This is a genomic window from Peribacillus deserti, from assembly GCF_016909175.1.
Lineage (GTDB): Bacteria > Bacillota > Bacilli > Bacillales > DSM-1321 > Paraperibacillus > Paraperibacillus deserti.
Window position 1 is genome coordinate 1 of sequence record NZ_JAFBFI010000007.1, and the last position, 25,638, is coordinate 25,638.

33 protein-coding genes and 2 pseudogenes are annotated in these 25,638 nt (G+C 37.5%); 16 read left to right on the forward strand and 19 right to left on the reverse strand.

The features are described from left to right. Window positions 1-243: 243 nt before the first annotated feature. Window positions 244-1,452 (reverse strand): annotated as a pseudogene (gene hmpA / locus JOC77_RS08995) (NO-inducible flavohemoprotein). Between the two features lie 194 nt (window positions 1,453-1,646). Beyond that, a complete protein-coding gene (locus JOC77_RS09000; protein WP_204542067.1) occupies window positions 1,647-2,045 on the reverse strand; it encodes a hypothetical protein in 399 nt (132 codons plus the stop codon). A 335-nt stretch (window positions 2,046-2,380) separates the two neighbouring features. Between JOC77_RS09000 and JOC77_RS09005 the strand changes: the two genes are divergently transcribed. The 5 genes from JOC77_RS09005 (at window position 2,381) to JOC77_RS09025 (ending at window position 5,672) form a co-directional block, all read left to right on the forward strand. After that, window positions 2,381-3,073 (forward strand): response regulator transcription factor, encoded by a 693-nt coding sequence (locus JOC77_RS09005; RefSeq protein ID WP_204542070.1) that lies wholly within the window; start codon window positions 2,381-2,383, stop codon window positions 3,071-3,073. Next, window positions 3,070-4,143 (forward strand): sensor histidine kinase, encoded by a 1,074-nt coding sequence (locus tag JOC77_RS09010; protein ID WP_204542073.1) that lies wholly within the window; start codon window positions 3,070-3,072, stop codon window positions 4,141-4,143. Before JOC77_RS09005 ends, JOC77_RS09010 begins: the two co-directional genes overlap by 4 nt. A 76-nt stretch (window positions 4,144-4,219) precedes the next feature. Then, entirely contained in the window at window positions 4,220-4,822 is a 603-nt protein-coding gene (locus JOC77_RS09015) for a YdhK family protein (RefSeq protein WP_204542076.1), read from the forward strand. Between the two features lie 102 nt (window positions 4,823-4,924). Then, entirely contained in the window at window positions 4,925-5,524 is a 600-nt protein-coding gene (locus tag JOC77_RS09020) for a TVP38/TMEM64 family protein (protein ID WP_204542079.1), read from the forward strand. Beyond that, entirely contained in the window at window positions 5,487-5,672 is a 186-nt protein-coding gene (locus JOC77_RS09025) for a hypothetical protein (protein ID WP_204542082.1), read from the forward strand. Before JOC77_RS09020 ends, JOC77_RS09025 begins: the two co-directional genes overlap by 38 nt. A gap of 142 nt (window positions 5,673-5,814) precedes the next feature. Here the strand turns inward: JOC77_RS09025 and JOC77_RS09030 are convergent, their stop codons facing one another. Continuing rightward, entirely contained in the window at window positions 5,815-6,147 is a 333-nt protein-coding gene (locus tag JOC77_RS09030) for a hypothetical protein (RefSeq protein ID WP_204542085.1), read from the reverse strand. Window positions 6,148-6,508: 361 nt separating this feature from the next. Between JOC77_RS09030 and JOC77_RS09035 the strand changes: the two genes are divergently transcribed. Together JOC77_RS09035 and JOC77_RS09040 are read left to right on the forward strand one after the other, a co-directional pair. Then, window positions 6,509-6,790 (forward strand): YolD-like family protein, encoded by a 282-nt coding sequence (locus JOC77_RS09035; RefSeq protein ID WP_239558698.1) that lies wholly within the window; start codon window positions 6,509-6,511, stop codon window positions 6,788-6,790. A 25-nt stretch (window positions 6,791-6,815) separates the two neighbouring features. Continuing rightward, window positions 6,816-7,142, forward strand: coding sequence for a hypothetical protein (locus JOC77_RS09040; protein ID WP_204542092.1), 327 nt, complete (start codon window positions 6,816-6,818; stop codon window positions 7,140-7,142). 76 nt (window positions 7,143-7,218) lie between these two features. Here the strand turns inward: JOC77_RS09040 and JOC77_RS09045 are convergent, their stop codons facing one another. The 4 genes from JOC77_RS09045 to JOC77_RS09060 form a co-directional block, all read right to left on the reverse strand. Further along, a complete protein-coding gene (locus tag JOC77_RS09045; RefSeq protein WP_204542095.1) occupies window positions 7,219-7,830 on the reverse strand; it encodes a nitrite reductase in 612 nt (203 codons plus the stop codon). Between the two features lie 48 nt (window positions 7,831-7,878). Next, on the reverse strand, window positions 7,879-10,335 hold the full coding sequence (locus JOC77_RS09050; RefSeq protein WP_204542098.1) for a heavy metal translocating P-type ATPase: 2,457 nt from the start codon (window positions 10,333-10,335) through the stop codon (window positions 7,879-7,881). An 83-nt stretch (window positions 10,336-10,418) separates the two neighbouring features. Beyond that, entirely contained in the window at window positions 10,419-10,625 is a 207-nt protein-coding gene (copZ, locus tag JOC77_RS09055) for a copper chaperone CopZ (RefSeq protein WP_204542101.1), read from the reverse strand. A 13-nt stretch (window positions 10,626-10,638) separates the two neighbouring features. After that, complete coding sequence (locus JOC77_RS09060; protein WP_204542104.1) at window positions 10,639-10,965, reverse strand: metal-sensitive transcriptional regulator; 327 nt, start codon at window positions 10,963-10,965, stop codon at window positions 10,639-10,641. A 258-nt stretch (window positions 10,966-11,223) separates the two neighbouring features. On the opposite strand from JOC77_RS09060, the gene JOC77_RS09065 reads away from it, so the two are divergent. Continuing rightward, window positions 11,224-11,661 carry a C40 family peptidase gene (locus JOC77_RS09065; protein ID WP_239558688.1) on the forward strand — a complete coding sequence of 146 codons (438 nt, stop codon included), beginning with the start codon at window positions 11,224-11,226 and terminating at the stop codon, window positions 11,659-11,661. Window positions 11,662-11,787: 126 nt separating this feature from the next. Here the strand turns inward: JOC77_RS09065 and JOC77_RS09070 are convergent, their stop codons facing one another. Further along, the gene (locus tag JOC77_RS09070; protein ID WP_204542604.1) at window positions 11,788-12,312 is read right to left on the reverse strand and encodes a cysteine hydrolase family protein; all 525 of its coding nucleotides are present in this window, start codon (window positions 12,310-12,312) and stop codon (window positions 11,788-11,790) included. A 174-nt stretch (window positions 12,313-12,486) separates the two neighbouring features. Here JOC77_RS09070 and JOC77_RS09075 point away from each other — a divergent pair, with 174 nt between their 5' ends. From JOC77_RS09075 to JOC77_RS21725, 3 genes are all read left to right on the forward strand, one after another. Continuing rightward, entirely contained in the window at window positions 12,487-13,056 is a 570-nt protein-coding gene (locus JOC77_RS09075) for a hypothetical protein (protein WP_239558689.1), read from the forward strand. 64 nt (window positions 13,057-13,120) lie between these two features. Then, window positions 13,121-13,762, forward strand: coding sequence for an STAS domain-containing protein (locus JOC77_RS09080; RefSeq protein ID WP_338047204.1), 642 nt, complete (start codon window positions 13,121-13,123; stop codon window positions 13,760-13,762). Window positions 13,763-13,807: 45 nt separating this feature from the next. Then, complete coding sequence (locus JOC77_RS21725) at window positions 13,808-13,942, forward strand: STAS domain-containing protein (RefSeq protein ID WP_338047205.1); 135 nt, start codon at window positions 13,808-13,810, stop codon at window positions 13,940-13,942. Window positions 13,943-13,952: 10 nt separating this feature from the next. Here the strand turns inward: JOC77_RS21725 and JOC77_RS09085 are convergent, their stop codons facing one another. The 3 genes from JOC77_RS09085 to JOC77_RS09095 form a co-directional block, all read right to left on the reverse strand. Beyond that, entirely contained in the window at window positions 13,953-14,114 is a 162-nt protein-coding gene (locus tag JOC77_RS09085) for a hypothetical protein (RefSeq protein ID WP_204542106.1), read from the reverse strand. Between the two features lie 275 nt (window positions 14,115-14,389). Further along, window positions 14,390-14,794, reverse strand: a complete 405-nt coding sequence (locus JOC77_RS09090; RefSeq protein WP_204542109.1) for an anti-sigma regulatory factor — start codon at window positions 14,792-14,794, stop codon at window positions 14,390-14,392. Beyond that, on the reverse strand, window positions 14,791-15,153 hold the full coding sequence (locus JOC77_RS09095) for an STAS domain-containing protein (protein WP_204542112.1): 363 nt from the start codon (window positions 15,151-15,153) through the stop codon (window positions 14,791-14,793). The genes JOC77_RS09090 and JOC77_RS09095 overlap by 4 nt, the downstream gene beginning before the upstream one ends. Window positions 15,154-15,525: 372 nt before the next feature. Between JOC77_RS09095 and JOC77_RS09100 the strand changes: the two genes are divergently transcribed. After that, a complete protein-coding gene (locus JOC77_RS09100; RefSeq protein WP_204542115.1) occupies window positions 15,526-16,380 on the forward strand; it encodes an STAS domain-containing protein in 855 nt (284 codons plus the stop codon). A gap of 85 nt (window positions 16,381-16,465) precedes the next feature. Here JOC77_RS09100 and JOC77_RS09105 read toward each other — a convergent pair whose 3' ends face one another. After that, complete coding sequence (locus JOC77_RS09105) at window positions 16,466-16,675, reverse strand: DUF3231 family protein (RefSeq protein WP_204542118.1); 210 nt, start codon at window positions 16,673-16,675, stop codon at window positions 16,466-16,468. Window positions 16,676-16,892: 217 nt separating this feature from the next. Between JOC77_RS09105 and JOC77_RS09110 the strand changes: the two genes are divergently transcribed. From JOC77_RS09110 to JOC77_RS09120, 3 genes are all read left to right on the forward strand, one after another. Continuing rightward, window positions 16,893-17,582 carry a DUF3800 domain-containing protein gene (locus JOC77_RS09110; RefSeq protein WP_204542121.1) on the forward strand — a complete coding sequence of 230 codons (690 nt, stop codon included), beginning with the start codon at window positions 16,893-16,895 and terminating at the stop codon, window positions 17,580-17,582. Further along, window positions 17,557-18,066 (forward strand): hypothetical protein, encoded by a 510-nt coding sequence (locus JOC77_RS09115; protein WP_204542124.1) that lies wholly within the window; start codon window positions 17,557-17,559, stop codon window positions 18,064-18,066. The genes JOC77_RS09110 and JOC77_RS09115 overlap by 26 nt, the downstream gene beginning before the upstream one ends. Before the next feature lie 74 nt (window positions 18,067-18,140). Continuing rightward, window positions 18,141-18,695: an SMI1/KNR4 family protein gene (locus JOC77_RS09120; protein ID WP_204542127.1), complete on the forward strand. Its 555-nt coding sequence runs from the start codon at window positions 18,141-18,143 to the stop codon at window positions 18,693-18,695. A gap of 113 nt (window positions 18,696-18,808) precedes the next feature. On the opposite strand, the gene JOC77_RS09125 is transcribed toward JOC77_RS09120, so the two are convergent. The 7 genes from JOC77_RS09125 to JOC77_RS09155 form a co-directional block, all read right to left on the reverse strand. Continuing rightward, entirely contained in the window at window positions 18,809-19,327 is a 519-nt protein-coding gene (locus JOC77_RS09125; RefSeq protein ID WP_204542141.1) for a hypothetical protein, read from the reverse strand. A 30-nt stretch (window positions 19,328-19,357) separates the two neighbouring features. Then, window positions 19,358-20,152: a nuclease-related domain-containing protein gene (locus JOC77_RS09130; protein WP_204542144.1), complete on the reverse strand. Its 795-nt coding sequence runs from the start codon at window positions 20,150-20,152 to the stop codon at window positions 19,358-19,360. A 303-nt stretch (window positions 20,153-20,455) separates the two neighbouring features. Further along, a complete protein-coding gene (locus JOC77_RS09135; RefSeq protein WP_204542147.1) occupies window positions 20,456-21,718 on the reverse strand; it encodes a PTS ascorbate transporter subunit IIC in 1,263 nt (420 codons plus the stop codon). Between the two features lies 1 nt (window position 21,719). Continuing rightward, the gene (locus JOC77_RS09140; protein ID WP_204542150.1) at window positions 21,720-21,995 is read right to left on the reverse strand and encodes a PTS sugar transporter subunit IIB; all 276 of its coding nucleotides are present in this window, start codon (window positions 21,993-21,995) and stop codon (window positions 21,720-21,722) included. A gap of 12 nt (window positions 21,996-22,007) precedes the next feature. After that, window positions 22,008-22,436, reverse strand: a complete 429-nt coding sequence (locus tag JOC77_RS09145) for a PTS sugar transporter subunit IIA (protein ID WP_204542153.1) — start codon at window positions 22,434-22,436, stop codon at window positions 22,008-22,010. An 86-nt stretch (window positions 22,437-22,522) separates the two neighbouring features. Then, complete coding sequence (locus JOC77_RS09150; protein WP_204542163.1) at window positions 22,523-23,731, reverse strand: BglG family transcription antiterminator; 1,209 nt, start codon at window positions 23,729-23,731, stop codon at window positions 22,523-22,525. After that, window positions 23,719-24,444 carry a BglG family transcription antiterminator gene (locus tag JOC77_RS09155; protein WP_204542165.1) on the reverse strand — a complete coding sequence of 242 codons (726 nt, stop codon included), beginning with the start codon at window positions 24,442-24,444 and terminating at the stop codon, window positions 23,719-23,721. The genes JOC77_RS09150 and JOC77_RS09155 overlap by 13 nt, the downstream gene beginning before the upstream one ends. A gap of 387 nt (window positions 24,445-24,831) precedes the next feature. Between JOC77_RS09155 and JOC77_RS09160 the strand changes: the two are divergent. Continuing rightward, window positions 24,832-25,176: pseudogene (locus tag JOC77_RS09160) on the forward strand (sugar O-acetyltransferase); the annotation flags it as partial. Window positions 25,177-25,638: the final 462 nt, after the last annotated feature.

Genomic DNA, 25,638 nt, shown 5'->3' on the forward strand with positions numbered 1-25,638 from the left:
ACAAGCAACCAGGCACTCTTTTAAAAATACAGAATGAGCTGTCTTCTTTAGTATTGCCTTTTTGACTGTATCTCAGAATTAATTTTCATGGGAGTTTAAGTACACTTCTTCACATACTCCTAATTTGCTGAGTAAAGAAAGGACGAAGCCTAAATAAAGCGTCTTTTTAATTTTACCAGTGGATTTTTTTAGAATATTATTCCTTAAAATAATAATAATTCCTAACGCGAAAACAATAAAACGTTATTCACCTAAAATTGCTAAAGGGCTAAACGACTCATAATGAATTCGTTCCTTTGGAACATCCCATTCCTGTAAGGCTTTAATAATAGCATCCATAAACGGGAGGGAACCGCAAAAATAAAAATTTGCATCCTTGGTCGCAATGTTTGATTTTAAAAAGTTTAAATCAATAAATCCTTCTTTATCAAAGTTTTTGGCTATTTTGTCCTCCTCAGTCGGTCATAACAAACCAATGACTTTATATTCTCATTATCGATAGCCATTTGGTTTACATCCTTTCGAAAAGCATGTGTTTTACTATTTCGAGTGGAATGAATAAACGTGACTTTCTGTTTCATTTGTTCCTTTACAAGTGTTTGTAACATGCTGAATAAAGGAGTGATACCGATGCCTCCACTTATTAATACAACAGGCAAGTCATCATGCTGCATTACAAAGTCTCCTGCTGGAGCAGAAAATGGGAGGGGATCACCTGTTTGAATCTGTTTATGTAAGAAGTTAGATACAATTCCTTCAGGTGAGGTATCGTGTTCGTCTTCTCGTTTTACGCTTATAATAATCTTTACCTGGTGCTTCCGATAGACTGTAATGGCGAATATGGGTATATTTTTCTCCAGGAACTTTAGCTTTAATGGTAAGGTATTGTCCAGCCTTATAGGTTGCTATTGCTTTTCCATCTTCAGGTTTTAGATATAAAGAAGTAACTTCTTCACTTTCTTTGACTTTTTTCTCCACAATAAAGTTTCGATAGCCTTCCCATCCTCCTGGCTGACTTTCTGTTTCTTCGTAGAGCTTCTTTTCAAGCTCAATAAAGGCATCTGAAATATAGCCATATGCTTTTCCCCATGCCTCAATAATTTCGTCTGTTGCAGCATCTCCAAGAACATCTTTTACCGCTTGAAGCAAGGTTTCTCCTACTACGGGATATTGTTCCGCTTTAATGCCGATAGCCCGGTGTTTTTGAGAAATTCTTTCAATCACGGGCAATATAGCTTCAAGATTGGTAATATGCTCTCCAGCTGCATAAACGGCATACCCCAAAGCTTCTTGCTGAAGACCTCTTTTTTGATTGGTTTGATTGAAGATATTGTATAAATTAGGGGCTTTTTCAAATAATAGTTCGTAAAATCTTTTTCCAATTACTTTACTATGTTCTTTTAAGACAGGAGCAGTTGACTGAACAATTTGTATTGTTTTCTCATCAAGCATAGAATACACCCTACCTACTTTCAACAAATTGATTTTAACTGTTTTAAACTAGGTTCATATAACATCAATTCAAAAGGAATTAATTTTATTGATACCTCGATGAAATCCTCTTATTGAACTAACCTGCTCGTTAGTGAAACAACAAAAAGGCTACCGAAGTAGCCGAACGATCTTTAACTAACGCACTCTTTAGTTTAATAACTCAAAGCTGCTACACTCATTATTGAGTAAATTATCAATATAAACGTAATTGTTATCCAAACCGTATTCTTAGCTGTATTCTCACCTATTCTTATTTTTTTTGCCAAACTCACACAATTTAAAACAAAAACAATACATAAGAAAGGCATTAAATAAAAAGCCACCCATTCCATTATTTTTAATCCTTCTTCAATACTCAAACGGCGCTTCATCCCCTTTTCAACAATACCCGATCTTAAATAAACCTGCTCGTTTTGAATACATATACGGTATGCAAGGAATGCGGGCTTTAAATGCTCCCCAGTTTTAAAAATAGTCAATAATAAACAATACGATTCTATTTTAGTATTCGCCCTTTCAACATGAAATCCTTCTTTAACTAACCTCCCCATAAGTAAAACCAGCGTTAGCTCATACAGCTGTACAGTTAGGGATCAACATTTCAGATATTGAAGCGTATGGCAATGTTCAACAAGTCTTAGAAAAGCGTTAGTGTTTTCTGTAATCCTTTTAAGGTTCCAAGCTGACCAACAAAATTAAAACGTTGTCCATTTGGGGCAGCGTCTTTTTATTGCCTGAAAACTACGCAACTTGTAAACATCCCGTGCCTTTTTTCATCTTCATTTTAAAGAAGGTTAGTAATGAATGCATATTCCATACATCCCTTTTTGAAATCATAAACTCTCAATATTAGAATGTAAGTAAGCGATTATTGGAGGAATGTTGATTGAAAACAATATTGGTTGTAGATGATGAATACAAAATAAGAGAAGTGATCTCTTCTTATTTACAAAATGAGGGATTTCTAATTAAGGAAGCAGAGAACGGAAAAGATGCACTGGAGATTATAGATAAAAAGTCCGTGGATTTTATTATCCTGGATTTAATGCTGCCTGATATGTCGGGCGAAGAAATTTGTTTACAAATTAGACGGAAGTTTGCTACCCCCATATTAATGCTGACTGCAAAGGTGAGGGAGAATGACCGAATATATGGCCTGACCATCGGGGCCGACGATTACATGGTGAAGCCTTTCAGCCCGCGTGAACTGGTTATGCGGGTTAAAACGATCTTAAGGAGATCTAATCCTGATCAGCTGTTAGCTGAAACGATTTCCTTTAACCAAGATGAGCTAGTAATAGACCAAAGTTATAAGGAAGTACGACTAAAAGGGAAAAAGATTGATCTAACCCCAAGCGAATATAAATTATTGCTGGTTATGGCTAGATACCCTCAGCGGACCTATACAAGAGATGAATTGGTGTTCTATGTATTAGGGGATGATTTTGTTGGTGATTCAAGAATTATTGACCAGCATATTAAAAATCTACGCTATAAAATTAAGGACAATCCAAAAGTTCCTCATTACCTGGAAACGGTGTATGGGATGGGGTATAAATTTTCGGGTGAGCGTTTATGAGAAAAGGGTTGCATGCAAGGCTGGCACTCATTTTCACACTTATCGCTTCCGCTGTCTTAATATTGACAAGTATCATTTATGCATTGGAAATCCATTATCATTTCACCATGTTTCAGCATGAATCAGCCACGATTCAACACTTAGATCCCTTAAGTTCTCACCTTGAAAGGGCGATGCTTGAGTCAATCCTCTTCACCGCGATTGCAGCAATCATCCTTGTCTTTATTGTTAGTTACTTTGTTGCGAAAAGGCTCTCGAATCCTTTGTTGCAAATGAGAGAAGCGGCAGAAAAGATGACCAAAGGACAATGGAAAACACGAGTAAAAATCTCAGGTAATGACGAATTAAGCGAGCTCGGCCATTCCCTCAATCAATTAGCATTAGAATTAGAGAACCAGGAAATTGCCCGTAAGAATATGACGGCGGACATCGCCCATGAACTCCGTAAGCCACTTACCACATTAAAGAGCCACATGGAGGCATTTGAGGACGGTATTTGGGAACCCACCCTTGAGCGAATTAAGGACTGCACTGAAGAAATAAATCGATTGATTCACCTCATTCAGGATTTAGAACAGTTAAATACAATTGAGTCACCTGAGTTCAGGATGAATTTTAAAGAAAATAATTTAGGGGGCGTAATCAAACATTGTATCGTTTCTGTTACAAGTGCTTATTTACAAAAAAACGTCGACGTTCAAGCCAACAGCTCGGATAATTTGAACTTTCCTTTCGACGAAGAACGGATGAAACAAATTCTTTTCAACTTATTATCGAACTCACTGAAATATACACCTGCTGGCGGATTGGTACGTGTATCCGCTGAAAATAAGGGTGACCATGTATTAATCAGTGTTAAAGACAATGGGACTGGTATGAGGAAAAAATCATTGGAGAAGGTATTTGACCGTTTTTATAGGGAGGATCGCTCCCGAAGTCGCGACACAGGAGGAAGCGGTATCGGGTTAACCATAGTAAGGAGGCTGGTTGAAGCCCACCAAGGTACTGTATGGATAGAAAGCACAGAAGGTATGGGTACGATAGTATATATTCAGTTACCAAAAAATTAATGAAACAGGAGTCATCTTCATAAGTTCTTCAAAAGTATAGAGTACACTGACCTTATAAACCTTAGGAGGTCATGACATGAAAAAGAGATTAGCTTTTTTAAGTGCTGCTTTCGTACTTGTTCTAAGTGCCTGTGGAAATCCAGACAGTGATAAAAATGAAAGCAAAAATAAGGAACCTAAACAAGAAGAAACAAACCACTCAGAGATGAACCATGGAGACATGAACCATTCCAGTTCTGGTAAAGTTCCTGAAGGATTAAAAGAAGCAGCAAACCCTAAATATGAAGTAGGAAGCAAAGCAATCATCCAGTCCGACCATATGGAAGGCATGAAAGGTGCCGAGGCAACCATTTCAGGGGCATTTGATACAACGGTTTATACGGTTACTTACACCCCCTCAACAGGTGGAGAACCAGTTAAAAATCATAAATGGGTCATTCAAGAAGAGCTGAAAGACGCTGGTGACACCCCTCTAAAACCTGGCGATAAAGCAGAATTAAACGCTGATCATATGGAAGGAATGAAAGGCGCAGAAGCGACTATCGATACTGCTAAACAGACCACCGTTTACATGGTTGATTTCACTCCGACAACATGCGGAGAACCTGTTAAAAACCACAAATGGGTGACAGAAGAAGAGCTTTCAAGTACAGGATCAGGAGGACACAGCGGTCATTAATCAATCATTAATTCTTAATACAAATAAGACCGAGCATAATGTAAGATTTTGCTCGGTTTCCATGTAGAACAAGTCCCTAATTTATAGCATACGGGGGAAAGAATGGAATATTTTGTTGTTACCTTATTTTCTGAAAGTGGGGCTTTTGCTTATCTTATAAGTTTGGCCCTGAGTATAGTGGTAAGCATACTGGGAGTTGTTCCTAGCGTATTTATTACCGCCGCCAATATCTCATATTTCGGCTTTGCCCAAGGGCTCTATCTTTCAATAGCTGGCGAAGCCCTAGGGGCGGTTGTAAGCTTCTACCTTTATAGAAAAGGAATCAGCCATACATTTTCAACAAAAAACAAATGGATAAAAAAACTTCAGCTTACAAAAGGAATGGAAGCATTCTTTCTTATTATTGCATTACGCATTTTCCCTTTTATTCCGTCAGGAGCCGTGACTCTGGCAGGCGCTGCAAGCAAAATACACACCATTAATTTTGCTGTTTCCAGTACAATCGGTAAAATTCCAGCTCTTTTGATTGAGGCTTATACCGTTAAGCAGATATTAGTTTGGGATTTTCAAAGTAAGATCGTGTTAGGTATCTTATCCCTTATCATCATCTTGTTCTTATTTATCAGGCGTAACCATTTAAAAAACAATGAAAAGGAGACCCGTGTTGGCCAAAGAAACACAGAAGATCATACAGATCGTTGAAAATTTGGATCCGACAAGCCGAAGGACGCTGCTACGGGTTTTAGAACATTTACATAACCTGCAAAACGACAATCCAAAAACAGCTGAATTAGCATATGATATGATAGAAAACTTTATTGGCAGACTTGTTGAGGAGCCATTTAATTAACCTTTTATAATCAACAAGAGAACCTCTAGTAAGATATGGGTTCTCTTTTTGTTGAGCCTTCAACTTAAGAAATAATCCAACAACTTTTTGTTCCATTAACAACCATTATTCATCCTGGTTACCTGTAATAATCCTAAAAAAGCTAATTTCCATATTTATCTTTCCTGACTGGAATCCCATTTTCCTCAGGGTGATTAAATATATCTTCATAAGGTATGGTACTTACGACCTCAAACTTTTTTGCAGCTTCATTGTATTCAAAAATGACGAGTTGCTCCCACCCACTTCCGCTACCTGTATCAACCACTCCAACCCTGTTAGGTGCAATTTGAACAACCCTCCCGCCCTGGTTTTCATCTTTAACGTTTGGCGCAGGTAATTGAGCAGGATCGTCGGAATTCAATTTGAATGCAATGATGGCTAAACACACAAATATGCCGCTTAGAATCACTTTAATAAAAGCATTATTTTTCATTTAATCTCATTCCCCCTATAAAGACTTATTTTAAAATCAGTGTTTAAAAGCCAATCTTAAGCATTATCTATGAAATAATCCCGTCTTCTAGCGTTTGCTTCCTTTTTTCAACCCATTGTACGGCTCGGCAACTTAACTATTGGAAAAATACCAGCAAGGACATCCACTCTCCAACAGGATCCTCCTCTTAATTTTATAGTCGGATTGTTCGATAGTGTACGTTACAAATAATGAAAAGAATTCCGAGAATTTGATTAAGCATTAACACGGTTTCTTTTACACGGGAACACATGTTCGTATATACTAGTTATGAGGAGTGATCATATGATACGACCGCGGAAACATAAAATGGACCAGTTTGATGCTTCCCGAACATGTAAGTATGCTAAGGAAGTATGCAAATGAAGAATATTACGAGGAATCGGAACCCATTATCGATGAGCAGCAGTTTGAGGATGTGAATAACTTAATTGCAGAATCCATGGAATTCACCTTTCCACTGGTCATACAGTATTATAAAAATAAGCATATGAATTCCATAACAGGTTTTATTCACTTTGTGGACGAAATCAACAGGCATCTACGTATCCTTGATCTGATGGGCACTTACATAAACTGTCCTTTACTTCGATTTAACACGTAAGCAGAGGATAAAAAGGCGGGGTTCCATGTGTTTTTCTACTGATTCCATTGAGCAGCGAACAAAGGAAATGTTTGAAGAGATTCGACTTCATTCCATTTTTCCATCGGTAACGGCTGTATCCTCAACAGGCGACAATCCGTTTGTTGCAAAAGTGATCCTTCGTGACAGCAATGGAACTTCCTATTTTGTGGAACCGAATGAAAGTGGTCTTCAGTTTGCCAGAGGGGAAATCACGTATAAAGAATATAAGAAAATTGAAAGAAAAGGAAACATTTTCGGTATAGAATCTTTCTCAGTGATAGTTGCTTCCTTTTTTCTCATGTTTTGGGCATTATCTTCGTATGTTCTTTGAATCACCTTACGGATTACTCTCACTTATGATTACTATCTAAAAAAACAGCTGTGTTTTGAACACAGCTGTTTTTGAATTATTGGACGACTAGTTGAGTTCTCTTTAGATATCTGGAAAAGTTTTCTCTTTTCTTCCCCTCTTTAGCGTATTGATCTATTATGGTTTCCACTTCGTCATAAAGGGACTCTGGAGTAAGCTTCTCCTTATACAATTGCCCGATTTGAGCGTCTTTTCCTTTAGCCTTCCCGCCTATATATAAATCATAATAATCGTCCCCAACCTTCATGACTCCGAAATCACTTAGAAGCGGTTCCCCGCAGCCAACAGGGCATCCAGTATACGCGACCTTTAAGGTAAAGGGAACGGGTTTACCCGCTATTCTTCGATTAAGTTCCTTCGCAACAGGCATCCCCTCCTCCAGTTCTCCTTTACAGAAGTTACAGGTCCTAAGACTTTTAACGAAGTTTCCAACAGGATAACAATGAAGTCCGACCCGCTTAAACTCCTCTGTCACTTGATCCTTTTGGTCTTCGGGAATTTCGATATACAACTGCTGGAATGTCGTTAACTCAATCTCTTCATCATCTATATATTTTGCTATGGTGATCAATTGCTTCGCATTCAGCTTTGACCCGAAGCCTATTCCTGAGTTCACCGCTATCTTGATTTTCTTCACCTGAGATTCCATACGTTTCCCCTCTCCTGTCATTTTATTTATGCGAACACATAAGAAGAATCAAATTTGTCGGGAACCTTTATTGCCTCTTGCCCGCTTCACTCTTTGCAGACGCAGGGCGTTCAATACAACGGATACGGAGCTGAATGCCATCGCAGCACCAGCGAGCCATGGAGCCAATAGGCCGACCGCAGCAATCGGTATGCCTATCACGTTGTACGCAAATGCCCAGAAAAGATTTTGCTTAATGTTCCGTATCGTTTTCTTGCTCATTAAAATGGCATCCGCAATGTTGTTTAAATCGCCGCTGATCAACGTGATATCCGCAGCTTCCATCGCTACATCGGTACCTGTTCCGAGAGCCATTCCAATATCCGCAACAGCAAGGGCTGGAGCATCGTTTATGCCGTCTCCGACCATAGCCACTTTTCTACCTTCACTTTGAAGCTTTTTCACTTCTTCTGCTTTTCCTTCTGGGAGGACTTCAGCAATCACGCGATCAATACCAACTTCTCTACCGATAGACGTTGCTGTTCTTGAGTTATCGCCCGTGATCATGACCACATCGATGTTTAGGTCTTTTAGTCGGCGGATGGCTTCTTTAGATGTTTCTTTAATAGTATCCGCTACTGCTATAATCCCAGCATATGTGCCGTCGATGGCAACAAGCATAGCTGTTTTTCCGTTATCCTCAAGCTGTTCCATTGTTGTAGTGGTATCCGCTATGTCAATATTTTCACGGTTCATCAGCCTTCTGGTTCCAATTAAAATGGTTTTGTCCTCGACAGTGGCTTTGATTCCGTAACCTGGTATCGCTTCGAACTCCTGAACCTCTTTAAGCGCGATTTCTTTCTCTTTGATGCCTTGAACAATGGCCTGAGCCAGTGGATGTTCGGATTGGTTTTCAGCAGAACCGATCAGGGATAAGAATTCTGTCTCACTCATTTTCGCATCAACGATGACATCCGTTAACTGAGGAGTCCCTTTTGTAACGGTTCCTGTCTTGTCTAATACAACCGTATCAATCTGGTGGGTTCCCTCCAGGTGTTCCCCGCCCTTGAATAGTATGCCGATTTCAGCAGCCCTTCCAGAACCTGCCATAATGGATGTCGGTGTTGCAAGGCCGAGGGCGCAAGGACAAGCGATAACAAGTACGGCAATCAGTTTTTCAAGCGCCTCTGCAAACTCGCCAGGGCTTACCCAGATAAACCAAATCAGGAATGTTACCACTGCTATTCCCACCACGATTGGGACGAATATTCCTGATATCTGATCAGCCAAACGCTGGATAGGCGCCTTAGAGCCTTGAGCTTCTTCGACCACCTTGATGATCTGGGCAAGGGCCGTGTCTCTTCCCACTTTTGTAGCCTTAATTTTCAAGAATCCGTTCTTATTGACGGTTGCCCCGATAACGGAGTCTCCAATCTTTTTATCAACGGGCACACTTTCTCCTGTCAGCATCGATTCGTCCAATGCGGAACGGCCTTCCAAGATCTCTCCGTCGACAGGCACTTTCTCACCTGGCTTGATATACACGATATCCCCGACCAGTACTTCTTCAAGGGGAATTTCTTTCTCTACTCCGTCTTTCACAACAGTAGCCGTTTTAGCCTGGAGGCCCATAAGCTTCTTGATTGCTTCTGATGAACGGCCTTTTGCTCTTGCTTCAAACAGTTTTCCAAGAAGAATCAAGGTAATGAGGATGGCACTTGTTTCATAATACAATTCAAGCATATGTGCATGTGTACCAATAGACTTGATTGTCACATATAGACTGTAAAAATAAGCGGCCGACGTTCCAAGGGCGACAAGGACATCCATGTTAGCGCTCTTGTTCCGCAGCGCTTTATAGGCACCCACATAGAACTGCCATCCGATGATGAACTGTACGGGCGTGGCTAGTGCGAGCTGCACCCATGGATTCATGAGAGCCTCAGGAAGATAAATAAATGACGTAAAGGAAAAATGGATGACCATTGCCCATAGTAACGGGATAGAAAGAATAGCAGAGATGATAAACTTCGTTTGCTGCCTCTTTATCTCTTTTTCTCGGTAATCCACATGATCAGCATTCTCTTCTTTAGATATGGCGTTGTATCCTAACTTTTGTACCCTTCCCACGATTTCCTGGGTGCTTACTAATGAAGGGTTGTATTCAACGGTGGCATTTTCTAACGCCAGGTTCACACTCGCTTTACTAACGCCTTCCAGTTTGTTTAATCCTTTTTCAATCCTGTTTGCACAGGCTGCACAGGTCATCCCTGTGATGACAAACTCCCTTTTTTCCAACACAACATCGTACCCGAGACCCTTGATTTTCTTTTGGAAATCGTCTTCGGAGACAATGTTCGGGTCATACACAATCTTAGAACTCTCAAGGGCCAGATTTACGTTGGCGTCTTTGATCCCTTCCATTTTCTTTAGTCCTTTTTCAATCCGATTTGCACAAGCCGCACACGTCATTCCTGTTATCTGGTAATTCGTTTCTTTCAGCTCCTTAGCTTTCGCTTCAGTCATTAAAAACACCTTTCTCTCATATAATAGGGGTGGGGGGTATAAATTTTTGATAAATATAACGTGCTTAAAGCACGTTTTTTGGTTTATTCTACATCATACCCTTGATCATCGATGGTTTCTTTAATTTTATCAAGAGTTACGGTTCCTGGATTGTATTCCACTGCCACTTCTCCAACTTTTAAATCTACAAGAACACGTTCCACACCAGATAATTCACCAACACTGCCTTCAACAGCTATTACACAGTGACCACATGACATGCCTTGAACTTTTAGAATTGTTTTTTCCATAATAATCGCTCCTTTATTTTTTCATTAACTTCTCTATCGTAACGAGTACTTCATCGATTGCTTCTGTATCACCTTCATTGATTCGCTCTAAGATGCAGCTTTTCAGATGTCCCTCAAGAAGGATTTTTGCTACGCTATTTAGAGCTGATTGGGTAGATGCTATTTGTGTGATAACATCGTCACAATACGTATCTTTTTCAATCATCCCTCTAATTCCGCGAATTTGACCCTCAATTCGATTTAGTCGGGTAACCAGATTCTTTTTCACTTGTTCGGAATGATGACTTTTTCTGCCCCCTGAAGGGTTTTCACAATGGTCATCTTGAATGCTTGAACCCATTAGATCGCCTCCCTGACTATATTATACAATACCCCCCTACCCTATGTTAAGGGTTTTGATAAAAAACTTTAAAAGGTTTGCATGCTGTATAGTTCCCTTACTTCTTAAAGCTCACCCTTATACAAATTTCTACATGGTATTCTATTTTCTACCGCACTTCCCTACTTTTTGTAAATAAACTGTAATATTCCTGTAACCATGGGGACAAGTTTATCCATTATATTAGGTTTAGAAACTTACAACTGGGGGTAAACACGCTTGTTAAAAAAGTTTTTTGCTATTCTTTCTGTTGCAACGGTCATTGGTACTGCTTCCCCGATCATGAGTGAAGCGGCTACTTATCATACAAAAGCTATCTCGGTGGCAAAAACCAATTTAGGAGTGCCTTATAAATGGGGCGGCATTACCCCAAGCGGATTTGATTGTTCAGGTTTAGTAAAATATTCTTACAGCAAAGCAGGGAAAACCCTTCCTAGAACAGCTGCGGAAATGTACGGAAAAGGCACGCGAGTTTCTTCATTGGCAATGGGAGATTTGATGTTCTACGCACCGAACAAGGCATCAAGACCAACACATGTTTCCATCTATATGGGAAGCGGAAAGATGATTCAATCTGCATCATCTTATGGAGTATCAATTGCAAGTACAAACAACACATATTGGAAGCCACGTTATATCGGGGCTAAAAGAATATAATAGAAAATATTAAAGAAGACGTTGCCCATTGGCTACGTCTTCTTTAATACTTTTTTAATAAGCAACACCTTCTAGAACTAACGCCTCCGATAGTTGAAGTACATTTTTCACATTTGTAGGATTCAGTTATGTATTAAATATAATCTCATGACTCGGACAAACAGTTGCAAACCAACGGAGTACGGTATTGTGATGGTTAATAATTTGTTGAGCGGTAATTTCATTGGAACTCCATGTACTATGTGTATCAGAAGCTAAAGTGACTTGATATCCAGCACTAAAAGCCCTTCGACACGTTGTATCAACACACGCTTCTGTTTGAATGCCCGTTATAAATACATGCTTAATTCCATGTTTTTTCAATTCCTCCTCTAAAGTGGTGTTTAAAAACGAATCTGGAGTTGTTTTTTGTATAATAACATCTTGATTTTGGGGAGAAATATTGGGATGAATTCCCCATCCTTTTGTTCCATATTCCAGAGGATGTCCAACAGGTCCATTGTGTTGGATATAAAAAATAGATGTATTTGTAGAACGAGCTTGGTTTATTAATTGGTTTAAATTTTCAAGTAGAGTAACACTCTTATATACTTCATTGCCTTCTGTAAACATTCCATTTTGTACATCAATAATTAATAATGCCTTCTTCATCATTCTCTCCCCCTTAATAAAACACCATTTTCTCTTATTATGTAAGCTTTGTTAAATGATAACAGAACCAATTGTCAAATTTGAAATATTTTGTATTAAAGGTAAATATTTCAAGTTTAAAGAGGGTTCTATGATAAAATTTTAAAAAACCTAATTAAAAAGGGGGAGAAGTTATTGAAACGATTTATGGTTCTTATATGTTTCATTTCGTTGTTAACGCTTTTAACTGCTTGTTCGTCTAAACCTTCTTTGGAACTTGTAAATACAAATGTTGATATTGTAAACGATAAAGATAAAGTTGGTGCAATAGGTATAACCGAAGGTGATAAAAAGGGGAAAGAACTTGTACCAACCGCATTATATTATGAGTTTGCAATTAAGAATACTGGGAACAAAAAAATCGGTGACATAGGTGAGAAAGGTATACAAATAAAAATTGAACCTAATGATAATTTAGTTGCTTCATCCAAAGAAATAATTGGTTTTAATATTTTTAATCCATCCGAATATGAAGCAAGTGGTTTGGGATACGGACATACTTCTGCATATATTCTTGAACCTGACCAAGAGGAAAAATATACTCTACACTACGATTTAGGTGTGAGTGAAGATAATCCCCAAGTCCCGTTTCTTGTACCGTCAAAAGAACAATTAAAGAAACTCAAGGATAATGCTTTAGATGCCACTTTAATAGTATTGTTAGATGATAAAGAAATAGCTCGTTTTGATTTGAAAAATAAATAAATTTTTACCTCTGCTATTTTATGAGTTGAAAGTTACTATTAATACAAAAGCATCGGTGGTGGCAATGAGACCGATACAGATACTGGGCAAAGAAATAAAGTCATTTATTAAAGAGAACGGGGAACTGTTTGAGGACAAATTGCATACCGAAGCAGTAAATGTCTCATCAAAAATTTCAGACATTCTAAATCAAGTAAACATTGATTTGTTAAAAAATGCTCGGACATTGATTTATTATGTAGTTGATCAAAAAGAAGACGAGTTAGTTGCGTTCGCTAAACAGGAAGGCATCGCTTTGGCGGAGCACGCATTAACACTTGAGTTAAAATTAGAGTGGGTACAAGCGATAAGAAGAACTTTATGGCATTTTGTATGTATTCTTGACGAGGAAAAAAATATTACGAATGACCGTACAGAATTTTACGAAATAGCAAAAACTATCAACGATAATATTGACAAGTTCCTTAATAACTTTTTCCTTAACTATACAAGTTATAAAGATACAATGTTTTTAAAACAAAGAGAAATGGTGCAGCACTTGCCAGTTCCAATTATTCCCGTAAGTGAAAGCGTTTCTGTTTTGCCACTAAGTGGGACAGTAGACTCATACAGGATTCAAATAATTGAGGAAAAAGTTTTAATCAACATAGCTGACTCAAAAATTCACACACTGGTTATGGACCTTTCAGGTATTGCCATGATGTAACGGGATGTCATAAATAATTTAGAAAAGGTATTGGCTGGAGTTAAAATGATGGGCTGCAAAACGGTTCTTACTGGTCTTCGTCCTGATCTTGTAAGAAAAATGGTGCCCGCGGGAGTCCGTTTTGAAGAAGATGTTGAAACAAAAGGTTCACTTCAGGAAACATTGAAGAATATCTTTTGAATAAATAATATTATTGACCGTTAACAGCGGTCTTTTTTTGTCTAAGTGCTCCCAGACCGCCCCTGGTGTAATCTTCATAACCGCGTTTATTCATCAAGCGGACAAGCTCTTGTACTTTTGAATTAAGTGTATTTCGGTCTACTTCAATATTGGAATACATTTGTTCACTCATCGATGTCCTCCTGGTTGTGTTCAATGGTGAAAGTCATATATATCCATAATTTATAATGGTTTATGTATAATGACAAGGCTCTAGAATAAGCATTCTTTTAAATCCGACTAACTTGTTCCGTAAACAAATGCTTTCCCTGTTGAAATGTATCTTAAAGATTGTATCGGTACCTATACATAAAGGACTCCCATCTTCAAATCAACTATTTTTATTGGTTTAAAAAAGGACCAGACAACGTCTTTCAGTGTCTGGTCCTTTTCATCATAGTCATACGACTATTTCTTATGCCACTTTTTTACTATAACGGTCGTTCCCACTCCAACAGTAGAATCAATAAAAAACTCATCCATTAACCGTTTTACACCAGGTACTCCAGCACCTAGTCCTCCAGATGTGGTATATCCATCTTCTAACGCTTTTTTAATATCTTCAATCCCTGGCCCTTTATCAATGGCTGAGATTTTCACACCAATTTTATTGTTCTCTTCAATCGGTTCAAATGTGATTTCACCAGTTCCCGCGTATAAATAGATATTCCTAGCTAGTTCAGATACCGCTGTTGTTATACGAGCCTGATCCACCGCACCAAATCCAATTAGCTTTGACATTTCCCTACCCTTTTGGCGTGCCATTACGATATCTAATTCTTGTTGGATTTTAACAATCTCCACTTTAATCATGGATGAACAACGCCGTTATCCTTCAATAATTCAATCCCTTTTTCCAAATCCAGGGCAGTCATTATATGAGGAAGGCTTATACCTAACTCGATTAAGGTAATAGCAACAGCTGGCTGTATTCCAGTTAATACTACTTTCGCACCCATTAATTCTGCCATGCTCACCATGTCTCCAAGTACTTTTGCGATAAACGAATCGATCATGTCTAGAGAAGTCAGATCCAGTACCACCCCTTCTGCGTTAGTCGCGTGAATCTTTTGCAATAAATCCTCTTGAAGCTCTAAAGCACTCTTATCATCAAGCACGACTTGTATGGAAACCAGTAACAAATCATGTAATTTTAATATCGGTATTCTCATTTATCTTTCCTCCAATAACAATGAATAGTATTCATTTGTTTTTGGGGAGAAAAATCCCTTAGCAGCCTGCCAATATAACTCCCTAATTCTCTTTCTTTCTGCTTATAATCCATAGACCGACATCCTTTAAAGAACCAAGCTTTGTATTTTCGTGCACGTAATATTATATCCTGTATAAGAAATCTTTTAAATAACAATTTTCAAGTAGCATACAGTCAAATTTACTAATAACAATTCAAATATTTTAATGCATTAATTTCTATCCTGTGTAAGCGATATTAATAATATTTATCTTTTCAAATGTAACAGGAACAGACTATATTAAAAGAGCACATAAAAAAAATTCTTGTTTTTGTATTTGGAGGAAGCACTTTGAACAATGAATTACAAACATTAGGCGAATTTATAATAGAAAAAAAACATGAAATCGCTCGCACTGTTCATTCAGACAGAATGGCAGGCGTCCCTATGACAGAACAGGAAAAAAGGGAGTTTCAACAACTAGAGCCTCACATCATGGAGATTAGAATGAATTTCATCAGCTTATTTGGTGAAGCACTAATTGGACACGAAGACAAAGAAAAATCGGATAACCAAACTTTTAAATGGGGAAGGGAAACAGGGGAGTACTTTTATAAGCTTGGAGTACCTTTGGACGAAGCGCTAAAAGACACGAGCTATTATCGAACTTATATATGGAAAGCGATTGAAAATGCAGTAAAAGAAAGAAATCTATCTGCATCGACTGTATTTGACGTCATTCATATTATCGATCCCCTCTTAGACCGAGCAGTATATAGTTTTAGCCTCACGTATGTGGAATTCCATCAAAAAACGCTGGAAAATGCGAAAAGTGCATTTATGGAACTTTCAGTGCCTGTTATTCCTCTTACTAAAGGTATAGGCGTCCTGCCCTTAATCGGAAATTTAGATACAGAAAGAGCCCAGTTGCTTATGGAAACCACACTTAACCGCTCAGCTGAATTACAGTTATCTCACCTGATAATCGATGTTTCTGGAGTGCTATTGGTTGATACGATGGTAGCCCATCAGTTATTTAATGTCATGGATGCCTTATCACTAACTGGGGTTAAGAGCATCATAACTGGAATTCGTCCAGAGGTATCCCAAACCATGGTAAGTCTTGGATTAAACTTAGCCAATATCAATACAAAAGCAAACCTGAGTCAGGCACTGCATGAAATGCAACTTACCAAAAACTTTTAATGAATGCCCATAAACAAGCGGATGCACTTATCAAGTTCATCCGCTTGTTTTATTTATGTCCTATTTAGCGGACTTCGTTTGCCGTTTAATCTTCACTTATTTGAGGCGGGGACTCCAACCATCCATTGTGTATCATAATCTGAGCTCCGTCTTCACCATATAATTGAATTTCCGCTATTAATCTGTTGTAGAGTGCGCCAAAGTCTCTTCTCATGCTGCTTCCTATGGCCAGTCCATAGAGTTTTCCACGCTTTTTCTTTTTGACAACTGGAGTTTCTGTATTTAACTCTGACATTCCATATTCTCCTTTAGAATGTGTGTGTTATGCTCACACTCTTCAAATGTAAATTCATGCTGTGGCAAATCTAAAGATAATAACTTTCCTGTTTATAAAATTGGAAATTTGTGGATTTTTATTCAACCTTTACTTTTTCCAAAAACAAGGAGGTTATAGAATCAATCTTGTCGAAATTAAAGGATTAAAATGATTTTGAGAGCTGGAGTGAGTGAACTTGTCAAACGGAGTTCTCTATGCCTTTATAGATGAATTTGGTAACTATGGATTTGATTTTGAAAAAAAGGACGTTTCAACACACTTCATTATAGCTGCCATACTTGTTGAAGTATCTAACAAAGAAATGTTAGAGCAAAAGATTGAGATCATTAGGCGTAAATATTTTCAGACAGGAGAAATGAAATCCAGCAAAATAAAAAATAGTCATAGACGAAGAATCCAAATTTTAAGCGAAATCAAAGAGCTCCCTTTTCAATTGTATGCGTATGTTATCGACAAAACAAAAATTAGGGAAACGGGCGGATTAGGATATAAAAAGTCATTTTTTAAATACTTAAATAACTTATTATACAAGGACTTATATAAGACATTTGAGGAACTTCAGCTAGTAGCCGATGAACATGGAAGCAAGGAGTTTATGCAAGAATTCAAGACTTATGTCAAAAGAAAAAGTATCCCAGATCTTTTTAACTTTTCAACGTTCGGTTTTAATGATAGTAAATCCGACATACTCCTCCAGCTGGCAGACCTATTGGCTGGGACCATTGCAAAAGGATATGATAAGCAGCAATTAACTGATGAATACAAATCCTTTCATTCTATTTTAAAGAATCGCATTATTAGGATTAATTATTGGCCAAAAGACTACAAGACCTTCCTATTTGGAACATGCCAAGGAATCATCTGATGGACGCTACAATGAAGTTATTATAAAGCAAGCAGTGAATTTAGCATATCAATACATTGAGCAATATGAACCTGTTCAGGAAGCAGATGAAAGAGACAGAGTAAATTTCGCTAAATTCCTCTTATTTAAACTTCAAGAAAACCCAACAGAATATGTCTATTCACACGAAATCCTTGATAACCTAAATGCATTTAGTAAACAGAAAATTAATGAACACTACTTCAGATCCAACATTGTTTCAAAACTAAGGGATCGTGGGCTATTAATTGCAAGCAGTAACAAAGGGTATAAGTTGCCTGTCTGTATTGAGGATCTGTACGACTTTGTTAACATAGCTAGCTTAAATATCCATCCCATGATTGAAAGGATAACTAAATGCAGAGACCAAATATTACTGGCAACTAACAATGAGGTAGATATACTTGAAAAAACTGAATACGATCAGCTAAGGAGTATTGTGAATTTAGAGCGAGTTCCCTTTTAACTAAAAGGATCTACCTCTGACAGATTAGCCTGGTCTGACAGTGGTTATGCGAAAATAGAGAACGGAGAATACAAATGCAAACAGAAGGAAGTATAGTTAAACAAACATTGAATTCTTTAAAAAAGCGTCTAGAGGAAGGCGGGGACATCATTCCTGTTCAAAGCGAACATGGGCATGTCTACAAAGCGACATGCACTTTTAATCCTCCAGCAAGTGACGAGGAAATAACTAATTTTGAAAGGCAAACAGGCTTACTATTGCCATCAGATTATAAAGCTTTTCTAAAGATAGCCAATGGCTGCCGTTTATTTGACGATATAGAATACGGGGGCGAGATTGAACTTTTCAGTTTGGAACAAATCATCGAATTGAATGAACATTACGATCAATTTGAAGGGTGTTATGTTATCGCATATATCTATCAAGATAACATTGTGATAAATTCCAAAGTTTATTCAGAAAACCAAAAAAACTATCTTTTATGGAAAGGCCATATAGACCAATTTAAGGAAGCTCTACCGTTAAAGATGAATTTTGAGCTATGGCTTGACCGATTTGTGACTAGCCAAGGTGCAAAATTTTGGTGGTGGTCTCTACATACTGCTGAAAATTACTATGAGCTCTCATAAGTTTTTCAATAAACAGGTGTGTTTTATTAAAGATGAAAAAATAAGGGACCTATTTTAAGCCCTTATTTTTTTCATAGTTATGAACAATATTAATGTACAACAAAGGGACGCACTCATACGATTTCAAAAGTTTCTTTACTTAGGAAGTGATCTACCTGTTCCATGTCCCAATTTTCTTCATCTTTCAACCGAACAAGTTCATCCATCATTTCCTTGCAAATACTCCTGAAGATCTCCTTATATTCCTTTTGATCGATCTCATGTTTTCTTTTGCTTGTATAAGACTCTCCATGGATGGATCGGATTCTTGGTTTTGAGGATTTAGAATATTGTGCTTCTTTATATCGTATTTCTTTTTTCAATTGAGAAAAGTCATAGTCGAGCGAATTTGCTTCAGACATCATTAAGAAAAAGGTAGCTGTGTTTCTGTTGGACAGATCATAATGGAACCAGTATCTTGTAACTATATCAAAATCCTTCATTAGTGTGTCCGCCACTTCCATTGGAGTAATACTATATTCAGAATCTTGGTATGGTCTATTACACACTTTTTCAATGTATTGTATAGCTAATTCTTCACTTAAAAAGGCATGGCGATGATACTCGTCCTTTATAACAACAAAAACTTTCATTCTGCTGCCTCCTGCTAAACTCTATTCCGTTTAAATCATTTTCTGATGATCATAGCAATATATCTGTCGATTGAATTTCTTATTTGAACGGCAGAAAGCCGCGACTTTATCTGATACTGGCTGGTTACATGTCACACATAAATTCACACGTTGTTTGTTTTGAAGTCTTGTCTTATGTATGTCTCTCGCTTGGGCGGCAGTAATATTCGCATCACTTATTGCATTATAGATTCCCAGTAATTCCGCTTCTCTAATGATTGGCTCCCTATTTTGTAACTTTAAAACAGCTATTTTTCTCTCTATATATTCAGTGAATTCAATATCATAAATAACCAATTCATTGGACGATACTTTTCTTACTTCACCTTCTATTTTTAATGTGCATCGTTTGCTAAAGCTGACCACATTAATAAAATAATCATGATACAGCTCGTTAATCAGGCGTTTAAGGGCCTGGATATGGCCGAAATTCTGCATAAGCGGATTCATCATCTTAAATTTTCCATTCACAATCCATGTTTTGCGCTCCTTTGCCCCGTATATTGTCCCTTGGTAATTCTTCGTCTCGATCACGAATATTCCGTACGGGGTGAAGACCACATGGTCGATTTGGGAATACCCCGAAGATGATTTCGAATTTTTTATAAGAATGTCATTCAGATAGTAGTAGCTCTTAGGAAATTGGGCTAATTGTATGTCAATTTTATATTCTCCGATTTCTCCTTTTCTAAGGGCAACTCGTTCCTTTTCTCCTCTTGTGCCAATGGATTTATTTCCTCCAGATTCTTTTTCGTCTTTCTTCCTCTTGAAAAGGCTAATGAACATTAATTTTCCTGCCTCTTTATAATATATTTTACTATTTATAACGGGTTCTTAAATATACCTTTAACATAACTCAAGTTGAAAAATTCTCCATAAAAAATCGTAATAATTCCAACATTCTCTGTCATATACGATAAAATTTTAATTGTAAGCCTATTAATAGCAGGATTTATATTCAAAAACTATGAAACATTAAAAAAAATTACGGTAAAAAAAGCATCTACGATTTATTTAGATTACTCTACGTTCGATCGCTTATGTTCCATCGTTAACAAAAATAAAAACACTCCAGATGGAGTGTTCTTTTTAAGAAAACAGTTTGATGATATAACCGATCAATATTCCGACAACACCGAAATCTGAATCACCAAATGTTGTTCCTTTAAATCCTAGCGACCCTAGAACTGGAAGCAACAGGGCTGGAAGGAAACTGATAAGTAAGCCGTTTACGAATGCACCGATAACAGCTCCTCTTCTACCCCCAGTTGCGTTACCGAATACACCAGCCGCTGCACCTGTAAAGAAATGCGGCACTAACCCTGGAACGATAACAGCCAAACCAAATACTGGAAGAAGGAACATGCTGATTAGACCCGCTACGAAACTGGATAAGAAACCTATGATAACGGCATTTGGAGCGAACGGGAAAACGATCGGGCAATCCAGTGCTGGTTTTGCATTTGGCACCACTTTATCGGCTATCCCTTTAAATGCAGGAACAATCTCGGCAATCAGCATCCGCACACCCGCTAAAATGATGAATACTCCAGCTGCGAATGTGATAGCTTGCAAGAGAGAGAACACAAGGAAGTTTGTACCTCCGCTCAAATCTTTTTCGATGAAATCTTTTCCTGCCACAAGTGCCACAACAAAGAACATAATAGTCATTGTTAACGCAAGCGCAACCGATGAATCGCGAAGGAAACCAAGAGATTTTGGAACCTTCACTTCTTCCGTTGATTTTGCTTTGTTTCCAGTTAATTTACCGATCTTAGCAGCCGCAAAATAGCCAATTGAACCAAAATGACCGACAGCAATGTCATCACTTCCTGTGATTTCTCTGACAGTTGGCTGCAAAAGGGCTGGAAGCAATACCATGAGTGCCCCAAGAATCAATGAACCAATAGCAACCAAAGCGAAGCCATTTAATCCTGATGTGGATAGAACCGCTGCAAGTAAACATGCCATAAACATGGTGTGATGGCCTGTCAAAAATATGTATTTGAATTTTGTGAACCTGGCAAGAAGGATGTTCACGAGCATCCCTATCAGCATAATCATGGCCGTTTCGGCTCCGAAGCTGTTTTGTGCCAATGCCACGATCGCTTCATTATTCGGAATGACTCCTTCAATGTTAAACGCTTTTTCGAACATCGAACCAAAATGGTTCAATGAACCAATCAATACGGTCGCGCCCGCTCCTAAAATGATGAATCCCATGATAGTCTTCAATGTTCCTGAGATAACGTCAGCAATCCCTTTCTTCTGAAGCAAGAGACCGAACAAGGCAAACAATCCAACTAAAATGGCAGGCGTACCTAGAATATCCTTCATAATTAAATCGTACATATTATTTCACCTCCAAAATCTGTTTCCTTAATACTTCTTTGATTTCATTCAGATTCACCATATTGACTACACTGATGACTTTTTTCTTTCCATCGTTCAATTGCTCCATGATTTCAGGTGATCCGATGTAATAGTCAGCACTCTCTGTTTTGGCACTCGCAAGATCCATATTCTTGCATTCCCCATCAATACCGAGTTCCTTCAAAGCCTTGTTAACATTCAATGAAAGCATGAAGCTCGTTCCTAATCCGTTTCCACACACCGCTAAAATTTTCATTAATATACCCTCCTAAAGTAATTTGATTACATCCTCATATTTTTTTGCTGATAAAAGCGCGCTGACTTTTTCTTCGTTTGTAAGAAATTCCGAAATTTCTTTTAGTAAATCTAAGTGTGAAGATTCATCATCGGCGGCTAATACAAAGAAGATATTCGCCGCTTTTTCCTCGTCAAAGGAAACACTTTTTTCTGTTAACAAGAGACTGATCCCCATTTGATTTACCCCATCTTCAGGTCTGGCGTGAGGCATGGCTACTTTAGGCATCAATACTATGTAAGGCCCAAAGTTCTTTACATTAGAAATAATCGCCTCTACGTATCTGGCTTCAATGTACCCTTGCTTTAACAATGGTTCAGAAGCAACACGTATGGCTTCTTCCCAGTCTTTTGCACCTTGTATAAATTGAACCATTTCGTCCGTCAGTTTTGATCGAAGCATCTTTTTCGCCCCCCTCTCTGGTATATTTCATGATGTTCTTGTATTTATATAGTACGGCACAAAACCATAAAAAAAGAGACGGATTTTTACCGCATATTGCGGAAAATTCCGTCTTTTGAATCCAACACTTTCCATCGTTCTACTAATTCTTTGTTTTCTCCTAAAAAACTTATTTCCTCAAACAAATGCTTGATGTCTTCACCTTTTGTTTCCTTTATGGCTAACATGAATACAACGGAAACATATTCCCGCTTCCAAAGGACAGGTTCTTTCAATACCGCCATTGCTACCCCTTGTTTTAGGACATTTTTTGGATGGCCGTGGGGAATGGCAATTTCTCCTCCAATGGTTGTAGGGGCTATTTTTTCTCTCTCGTGCACATCGATTATGTACTTTTTGTTCACATGCCCCTTTTCTTCTAGTAATTTACATAGTGATTCTAAAATTTCACTAGGTTCTTCCACTTTATTTTTTAATAACATCAAATCTTCATCCACATATTTTTTCAGAGTGGCGAACTTCGATACTTGTATGGCTTCGAGGCCAGAGATGAACGCTTTAATTTTTTCTTCCTCCTCTTTAGGAAGCAAGGGAGAAACCGTGACAACAGGCAGGTCAATTCCTTTTAAGGGGATGGTGCTGATGATAAAATCAGGACGATTCTCTGTTATCGCATCATCTAGATCTTCCGCTGCCACACAGTTAATAATGTCCAATGAATGGAACTTTCTTTCCATCTTTGTTGTTAGCAATTGGGACATCCCGATTCCCAATGAACATACAACCACGGCTCTTTTATTTTTTCCATTAATTTTATTCAGGCGTTCTTTTGAAGCTTCAAAATGAAGCACTAAATAACCGATTTCGTCTTCAGGAAAACCAAATCCGACAATCTCTTCAATTTCCTTAGTTACATGAAAAAGTGTATCAAACATATAAGGATATGTTTTTTTGATGTCGTTTAAAAGCGGGTTTCTATAATACAGTCCATGTTCAACTCTCTCGAATGCCGACTGCATGTGAACGGCCAAGTTTTGAAGTAGTTGTTCATCTTTTTCATGTTCAACATTTGTGTGATAGGACATTTTCTTAATGAGGGCGGTTATAAAAGAAGACATTTTTGGCGGTAAATCGCCGTGTTTCGGGATTGAAGTATTTTTTTCTTTTGATCCCAATATATGCAACAAGAAGTAGCCTATTTCTGTTTCTGGAAACCTCATAACAAATGTTCTTTCCAGTTCGTTTAAATGTTTTTTTACTACCTCGTACTGTTTTTTACTTTTCAGGATTTCCAATCATGTTTTGTCATGCTAATGATCTGTTTTTCTTTGATTCTTTTTACAGTGATCAGAAGATGTAAAATTAAATTATTAATAGATTCCTTTGTAAATTCTTTATTTAATTCTTTTTCTATCTTTTTTATTTGCTGCTTTACGTTGGTTATTTCGTAATTCGCAAACCAAGTTTCATACAAATCTTTTAATTTTTCATCTTTTCCTAAGTGGTGTATGCGCGAAAGAGCCGCTCTTTTATGCTTTTCATCACCAATCAGACGAATACCTACTTTTTTTCTGGATTCAATCGAGAGGTCGAATAATTCCAGCCAGGATTCTATTTCTTTTAAATCCTGTTTGATTACGTGCTTACTGACAAAAAACCGTTCGCTTAAATCAAGAAGAGACAAAGTTTTATCATCTTTTATTAACCATGATAATATTTTTATTTTTCTATTTATGTCATTTCCATGATTGTTTCTTTTTCCATCTTCCATAAGGGACAACAGTCTCTTTTTCTCATCTTTGGAAATATCGATTCTGACCCCGATGTTCGGTTTTCTAATAATAGTTGCTTGAAATTCTTTTTTTAGCCAGTCATCAATTTGTTTAAAATCATTCCTTACAGTTTTATCCGAACAATTTAGCATTTTTGCGATTTCATTTATTGTAATAAACTCTTTATCTTTTTTTTCCGATAGTAAATGCATAATCTGTCTTTGTCTCGTATTCATTGGCCACCTCTATTTTGTTCTCTGTTCCCTGTGGGTTTTGGAAGCCAAAGGTATTATTTTTTCATTTTATAGTAAAATCTTATTAAAAAAAACACTAAAAATCTATTGCACAATCAGGCTCATATGAAGAGAGCATAATAATTCATAGAGAAACTGTAATCCCGAGAATACATTTTGCATTCTACAAGATGGATGTTTGAGTGTTTTTAACAAATTAAAGTAATTAGCTTTAGTACAAGATTGAATTTCGCAATACTTGCGAATAGCAATTAAAAAAAGGGACCTTGGAAAATAAAGGGTTCGGTTTTCGAGTACAAAAATTAAAAATAGCAATTCAATTTGAAGACTAATTCTCATATGAATTGGTCTTCTATTATTTGTTGTTGTGACTTAGGATATCACATTCGCGTTGAAGATAATTTCTATGCTGGTTATAACTGTACGATTTTAGATATGGTTGAAGTAAGGATTGGTGACAACTGTATGATTGGTCCAAATGTTGGACTATATACGGCTGGTCATTCAATCGAACCAAAAGACAGGAACAAGAGTGGTTATGCCATTCCAATTACGATTGGAAATGATGTTTGGATTGGTGGTAGTTGTGTCATCCTACCTGGAATCACAATCGGTGATAATTCAATTATTGCTGCTGGTTCTGTTGTTACGAAAGATGTACCCGATAATGTAATTGTCGCAGGAAACCCAGCAAAGATACTGAAGAATATATAAGTTCTTATCAAACAAGAAAGATTGTAAAATATAGACAAAAAGCAGAGGATAATTCCTCTGCTCAGGCTGTCGACAAAGTCGACAGCTATTTTTTAATAATATTTAACCCTCAATATATAGTGCTTAACTTTAAGAAAAGCCACCATATATGCAAGAAACAAATTGACAAACCTCATTTTTCGCGACAAAGTTTGTTTGAAATTGATTTTGTCTACACTCTGAAAGGAGCCTAATAGGCTCCTTTTCTAAAAAACAATTAATTTATTACTTGTAGAGGTTGTTATCGGTTTTAAAAGTCATCCTCATTGTCAGCTGCTTTGGTCAAGAAATCATTTTTTGCATCTCCACACTATTTTTAACTACAAGATCTAGGTTTCTGCTTAATAAATCATACTTTAAGTTAAAATCTTTATAATAGCTCCTGCTTTTGTTTCGACAGTCCATCTTCCTGTAACTATAAAT